Here is a 7,555-nt window from a genome sequence, read left to right on the forward strand (position 1 = left end):
GTAGCAAGATGGTATGATGTAGAAGTGATCTATAAAGGCGAGTTTGATGATGTGAAATTTGGTGGCTTGATCTCCCGCTCAAAAAACATATCGTCGGTATTAGGAATTATGGAGTCCACAAACAAAATACATTTTGTAATTGAAGGCAATCGGATCACGGTATTGCGCGATAAAAAATAAACAAGCAAATATTAATAACTAACCAAAAAAATAAACAGCATGAGAAGAAGAATGACCACACAACTTATACCCTGATTTGAGGTAATAAAGCCTGGAATCGGTATTATGCTGTAACAACCAGGCAAAGCCTAAAAAACCGGAAGTGCTTCGAACCACTCCCGGTAAAAAATGGCTGGGATTACCCTCCAAGAGTTATTTTTTCGTTAAACCCCAACTAAACAAATGTATGAACTTTTACAAACAATCTGTATGTAAGCCGCGGAGCTTTGTACCTAAATTTCTGCTGATTATGAATTCTGCTTTACGCAGATTTAAAGAGACAGATCATAGTAAACTAATTATGAGAGTTAAGATTACTACAATTTTACTAATCACCCTCTTTTTGCAGATTGCCCAGGCAAGTAAGGCTCAACGTATCACCTTTTCAAAAAAGAATGCCAGTCTGCAACAATTGTTTAAAGAAATCCGTAAACAAAGTGGATACGATTTCTTTTACAATCTGGAAGATATAAAGAAAGCGAAAAGAGTAGATATTTCAGTTAACAATGAAACGCTTGAAGAAGTATTAAAACGCTGTTTTGAGGGGCAACCTTTTACTTACGTGTTTAAGGACAAAACGGTGATCATTAAAGATAATGTGGCCGATATTATACCAGCAAAAAGTACTTCGGTTCAAAAATTAGAACTTAAAGGAAAGGTTACTGACGAAAAGGGCGGGCCATTGCCTGGTGTTAATATAAAACTTAAAGGAAGCAATACCGGTACCATAACAGATGGTGATGGCAATTATGCGCTGACCTTGCCTGATGGAACGGGAACGCTTGTATTTAGCTTTATTGGCTTTGCACAACAGGAAATTCCTGTAAATAACCGTACCTCCATTAATGTGGTGTTAAAAGAAGAAAGCAGCGCGCTTTCTGAGATTGTGGTGGTAGGTTATGGCACACAAAAGAAAGTGAACCTCACCGGGGCTGTAAGTAATGTTACGGGTACAGAGTTAACCACCAGGCAGGCACCAAACACAACCTCTTTATTACAAGGCAGAATGCCGGGTGTGCAGGTAACACAGAATTCTGGTCAGCCGGGAGCAGAGAGTGCAACTATACAAATTCGTGGTCAGGGTACTTTTAGTGGTGCAGGCAATGATCCACTTATCTTGATAGATGGTGTAGAAGGTAATTTAAATAATGTAAACCCAAATCAGATAGAAAGTATCTCTGTATTAAAGGATGCTGCTTCGGCAGCAATTTATGGTTCCAGGGCTGCAAATGGGGTGGTTTTGGTAACCACCAAAGCTGGTAAAGCAGGAAGATTAAATGTTGACTATAGCTATAATTATGGCAGTCAGAGGGCCACTTCTATCTATGATAGGATTACCAATTCTGTTGAATTTATGGAATTGCTTAATAAAGCAATTGCGCACACCGGTACCAGTGCCAACCAAATCTATACCCCCGATCAGATTGAGCAATACCGCCAGGGTGCCATTACAAATCCTGCACAATACCCAAGTTACGACTGGATGGATGCGATTTTTCGCACAGCTCCAATGCAACAGCATTATGTGAGTGTTAATGGTGGTAAGGAAGGAACAACGTATAATTTTGGTGCCGGCTATCTTGATCAGGATGGTATCCTTATAGCAACCGGTTATAAAAGATATGATGCACAGTTTAACTTTAAAACAAGTTTGAACAATAAAGTCACTTTCGGAACCAACATTGCTTTTTCTAAAGGAGACCGGAATGAGACTGCATTGAATAATAATTTTGATGGAAATTCGACAGAAGACCAGATTTTAAGTGCCTTAGYTGCTCACCCTACATTTACACCAAAACTTCCGGATGGAAGTGGAAGATATGCTGCTAAAGCCTTTATTCAGGAAGGTGGAAATAAGAATCCGGTGGCCACGGCAGAAAATGGCGGAAGGTATATCAAGAACTATTATACACTGGCATCTGCATTTCTTGATGTAGATATTCTTCCTGGATTAAAAGGAGAGATTAAAGGCGCAGTAAAATATAATGATAAGCAAACGAAGGTACATGTTGTTGGTGTACCGGGATATATGTTCCTGCCGGATGCAAGCGGACAATACTTGTACAATACACAATGGAACGGAACCGTAGGTGAAAATAACCTGACCGTTCGAAACGAAAAGGATGTTCAGTATACTGTATTCGGAACATTAAATTATACCAAAACCTTTAATGAAGTACATAACTTCTCTGCGTTATTGGGAGGAAGTCAGGAAACTTTTCGCTACGATCGTTTACAGGGCTTTAAAAGAAATGCCCCTTCTGATGATTTGATCGAACTTGGGTCTTATTCTCCGGGTGGACAGCTGGCCGATGGTTATGCTTATCAATGGGCACTACAATCGCTATTTGGAAGGATCAATTACAATTACAAGGAGAAATATTTGCTGGAAGGAAACTTCCGTTATGACGGTTCTTCACGTTTTCCGAAAGGAAACAAATGGGGATTTTTTCCATCTGCTTCTGCCGGATGGAGAATTTCGCAGGAAGACTTCCTGAAATCTGTTGATTGGGTGGATAACCTAAAAGCGCGGGTATCATGGGGACAGGTTGGGAACCAGAATGTTAATCGATCGCTTGGTGGTGAATCAATGCCTTATCCATATCAGGATGTTTTGAATCCGGTTTTATACAATATTGGAGGCTCTTTACAGCAAGGGGTAACCCGAACCGATCTGATTAATAGAAATATTACCTGGGAAACGACTACGGTAACCGATATAGGTCTGGATTTCAGTTTATTTAAATCATCGTTGTTTGGTAGCGTAGACTGGTATTCTAAAAACACAACGGATATTTTGAGGCCACTTCAGGTGCCTGATTTTATAGGCGTTGCCGGTCCAACAGTAAACCTTGGCGAAATGAACAACACTGGTTTCGAAGTCTCGCTGGGATACGAAAACAAGATCAATGATTTTCATTATAAAGTGCAGGGGAATTTTGAGACCTACAAAAATAAGGTAGTGAAATATGGTGCGCGTGAAATTAATGGCGGCAATGGAACGATCAATCAGGAAGGGCTGCCTTATAACTCTTATTTTATGTACGTATTTGATGGCATCTATCAAAATCAGGCCGAAATTGACAATGGTCCAACTCCACTTGTTAAACCTAAACCTGGCGACATGAAATACAAAGATGTAAGTGGGCCAAATGGTGTTCCTGATGGCAAAATTACTACAGATGACCGAATGGTTGTTGGAGGGGCTTTCCCTAAATTTAATTACGGACTAAGCTTCAACGCTGATTATAAAAACTTTGATCTGAGTTTCTTCTTCCAGGGAATTCAAGGCCGTAAGATCTATGTTAAAGAATGGGGAATTGCGCCATTCAGACAAGCAGGGCCGCCGCCTACGTTCTGGAGAAATGCCTGGGATGGAGAAGGTACATCAAATACCATCCCTCATATTTTCAACGAAAATTATACGCCTAATACTCAGGTTTCTGACTGGTGGTTACAGGATGCTTCTTATTTGAGGTTAAAGAATTTTCAGCTGGGTTACAGCTTCCCGGCCAAGCTAATTAACAGAGCTAAAATTCAGGCACTAAGATTATATGTATCTGGAGACAATCTGCTAACATTTAGCGACTTTTTTAAAGGGAGCGATCCTGAACGGGCAGCAGCCAGTGGCCGGGCAGCAATTTACCCCCAGGCTAAAATTTATTCATTCGGTGTGAAAGTAACACTATAATCATTGATGTTATGAAGACTATATATATAAAAACAATGCTTCTGATGATGTTGAGCACAATGGTGTTTTCATGTAAGAAGACTTTAGATACAGATCCGCTTTCTAATCCCAATTCCGAAAATTTTTGGAAAACAGAAGGAGAGGCCAATAAGGCACTCATAGCTTGCTATTATAAGCTTAAAGAACCAATTATTTCCAATGGGGCAGGGCAAAGCGGTAATTCCCTTTACTGGGAAGCGCTGTCTGACAATGCGTCCAATACCTCTAATTACGAAGCATTTGATATTGTAATGAGGGGAGAGCATAATTCTGCGACAACAGGAATTGTGAGTAAATCTTTTACTTTTGGTTTTCAGGGAATTGCTTATTGTAATTATTTTCTGGACAACATAGACCGTGTTAGTGTAATTACAGATGTTGTACGGAACAAAATGAAAGGCGAGGCTTTGTTTCTAAGGGCTTTTTACTATAATGATCTTACCCAGCTTTATGGAGATTTGCCACTTATTTTGAAACCAGCTACATTGGATGGCGATTTTTTGAAAACACCCAGATCACCTAAAACCGAGGTAGTTGCCCAGATCCTGAAAGATCTTGATTTGGCCATTTCTTACTTGCCAGCAACTGCATTTAGTGACGGCCGTGCAGTAAAAGGTTCAGCAATAGCGCTTAAAACCAGGGTGCTGTTAAATAATCAACGATATGGTGAGGCGGCTGATGCAGCCTGGACATTAATTGGTGATGCCGGTAATCCGTTTAGGCTTTCTGATAATTATGCAGGTATATTTTTTGGTAATCAAATTAACAACAAAGAGATCATGTTCTCTGTGCAATTTAAAGCCCCAGATGATTATCACTCTTTGGATCAGGTTATTGGTGGGCGTATGTCGGTATTTCCAACGGTAGAACTGAAGAATGCTTATGAGCCAAATGATCCGCGCAGAAAGATGACCATTTTTGAAGCGGGGGATCCGTGGGCATACAATCCGGGAGGCTTTAAACAAGCTGGAAGTACGGCTGAAGGACAAATTCCTTATACCACTATGGCCTTTAAAAAATGGGTAAATCCTGCTATAAATAATGCATCTGGTGCTACATTGAGTGATCAGCATATGGTTAAAATCCGCTATGCCGATCTGTTGCTGATGTATGCTGAGGCCATGTTTGAAAATGGGCAAGGTGCTGACCCGCGTGCTTTAAAGGCATTGAATGATGTAAGGGCAAGACCTGGAGTTAATATGCCGGCACAGCTTGTGCTGACCCGTGAAATCATTAGAAACGAGCGTAGAGTAGAACTTGCCTTTGAGGGTTTACGGTACAACGATTTAATCAGATGGAAAATAGCAGATCAGGTTATCCCTCAGGTAGCTTATGATGCCAAAGGAACAAAGAGAAAGTTTAAGTCTTACCTTTTTCCGATTCCATTGAGCCAAATGGATATTATGAAAGGCGTGTGGACACAGAATCCAAACTTTTAGGTAGTGCGTAGTCTGTGGGCCATGTTTCTGATCCTGTTCTGTTTTGCTCAAAAAAGTAAGGCACAGGAAATATATTCAGGAAGATATAAAGCTGTTTTCGCAACTGCGCCTAAAAAGGTGCCAACGTCAAAAACTCCAGATGGTCCGTTGGCGGGAAATGGAGATATTGGGCTTACCCTTGGTGGTAGCCCTGATAAATTGTTGTTCTACTTAGGTAAAAATGATTTCTGGCGGGCATATCCGGTTTATCCCGGAGGAGGTATTGCTTTGCCAGGATGGTTGGAAGTTCATATTAGCGCCCTTAAGGGCGCTAATTATTATGCAGAACAAATTCAGGACAGGGCCTTAATTGCGGGAAAGTTTACGAAGGATGATCTTACAGTAATCCTTAACTCCTGGGTATCGGCTACAACGAATACGGTGATTGCAGAATTTACAGCAAATAAGGCCTTTACAATGAACCTTGCCTTAAATGCTACTGAAGGAAATACCTCTGTAAACACAAAAGGTATTAATGGAGATGTGATTTGGGTAACCCGCTCTTTCGAGAATACTCCATTACTGGAATGGCCTTCGCATGTTGCTATCGCACTAAAAGTACTGGGCGGAAAAGTTGAGAAAGATGGGACGCTTAATATGAAAGCCAACCAGAAACTCACCCTATCTGTTACCATGTATACCAATTGCGATAAAAATGATTGGAAGGAAAAGACGATCCAAGAGGCGCAGTCTACAACACAAAATTCAATTGCGGCCATAAAGAAAGAACATGAGGGCTGGTGGAAGGATTTTTGGAGCCGCTCAAACGTTCAAATTGGCGACTCCTTAATTGAGAAGTATTACTATGCTTCACAATATCTGTTCGGATCTACTTCAAGAGGGAATAAATTTGCTCCCGGTATCTGGGGACCATTTATAACCAGGGATTCATCCTCATGGGGAGGGGATTATCATTTAAATTATAACTACCAGGCTCCCTATTGGGCTGCATATTCGTCCAATTACATAGATCAGACGGCTAATTTCGATCAGCCCTTATTGGATTATATGGAAAAGGGAAAACAACACGCCCAGGAATTACTTCATATTAAAGGGATTTATTATCCCGTTGGAATAGGCCCTAAGGGATTGGTAACTACCCGCTGGCCGCTTACTCCGGATGAAATGGAAAAAAGATATGCGACAAAGGAGAATACCATTGATGGAGGATATAAATTTTTAGGCCAAAAGATCAACGCTGTTTTTAGTGTAGGGAATATGCTGATGCGTTTTTACAGTACTTATGACACCGCCTATGCCCAAAAAGTTTATCCTTATATGCTGGAATGTGCTGATTTTTGGGAGGATTATTTAAAGTTTGAGAACGGGCGTTATGTGATTTATATGGATCATTATGGTGAGGTGATGCCAAACCTTAAAAATAAGGGGAAATGGCGAGATCAATTGGGCGATTTTAATTCGACACTTTCTGTTGGCCTTGTGAAAATGTTATTTAAGGGAATCATTGATGTAAGTAGCTTTTTAAAAGTCGACCCTGAAAGGGTAGATAAATGGCAGCATATTGTAAAACATATAAGTGATTTTACTGTGGGTGAAGTAGATGGTAAACTGAGCTTAAAAGAAGTTGAAAAGAGCCCTTCTGTCAGGCATAGCCGTATTTCCGGTTTGGCACGGGTTTCTATCCATGGGTTGATACTTCCGGGTGGTGTATGTGGCCCTAAAACGGATTCAGCTTTTAACCAGATCCTGCTTAGTGATGTAAGCAGATGGAAGGAAAGAATGAACGCTCCGGGTGAATGGGCAAATACGCTGGGTAATGGAATTGAAACCTGTTTTCCTGCCGCGGTAAGGGTTGGATATGATTCTGATGAAATTATTAAACAGCTGAAAGACCGGATTGCACTGCAATCGCTTCCAAATCTGTGGATCACTGCTGATGGTGGAGGGACAGAAACCCTTGCCGCGGTTCCATTAACGATAAATGAAATGATGATGCAGAGTTATGAACAGGTGATCAGAATATTTCCAAACTGGAACAAGGCTAAAGATGCAAGCTTTGAGCAATTGCGGGCCTATGGTGCTTTCTTAGTAAGCAGCCGCCTGAAAAATGGCAAAATTGAATATGTTAAACTAGTAAGCGAGGCGGGTAGACCATGCAGTATAGACC

The 7,555-nt window shown here is 40.9% G+C and carries 4 protein-coding genes; all 4 read left to right on the top strand.

Translation table 11 applies throughout. The features are described from left to right. Nucleotides 1–180: DUF4974 domain-containing protein (locus AC1DDX_RS18845; protein WP_477622409.1), on the top strand; the 180-nt coding region annotated here is incomplete at its 5' end. Nucleotides 181–520: 340 nt separating this feature from the next. Beyond that, nucleotides 521–3,910 carry a TonB-dependent receptor gene (locus AC1DDX_RS18850; RefSeq protein ID WP_477622410.1) on the top strand — a complete coding sequence of 1,130 codons (3,390 nt, stop codon included), beginning with the start codon at nt 521–523 and terminating at the stop codon, nt 3,908–3,910. Nucleotides 3,911–3,921: 11 nt separating this feature from the next. Beyond that, nucleotides 3,922–5,388 (top strand): RagB/SusD family nutrient uptake outer membrane protein, encoded by a 1,467-nt coding sequence (locus AC1DDX_RS18855; RefSeq protein ID WP_337716832.1) that lies wholly within the window; start codon nt 3,922–3,924, stop codon nt 5,386–5,388. Between the two features lie 3 nt (nt 5,389–5,391). Further along, on the top strand, nt 5,392–7,555 hold a 2,164-nt coding region (locus tag AC1DDX_RS18860), incomplete at its 3' end, for a glycosyl hydrolase family 95 catalytic domain-containing protein (RefSeq protein WP_477622411.1).

The organism is Pedobacter sp. 10L46_2, from assembly GCF_056395165.1.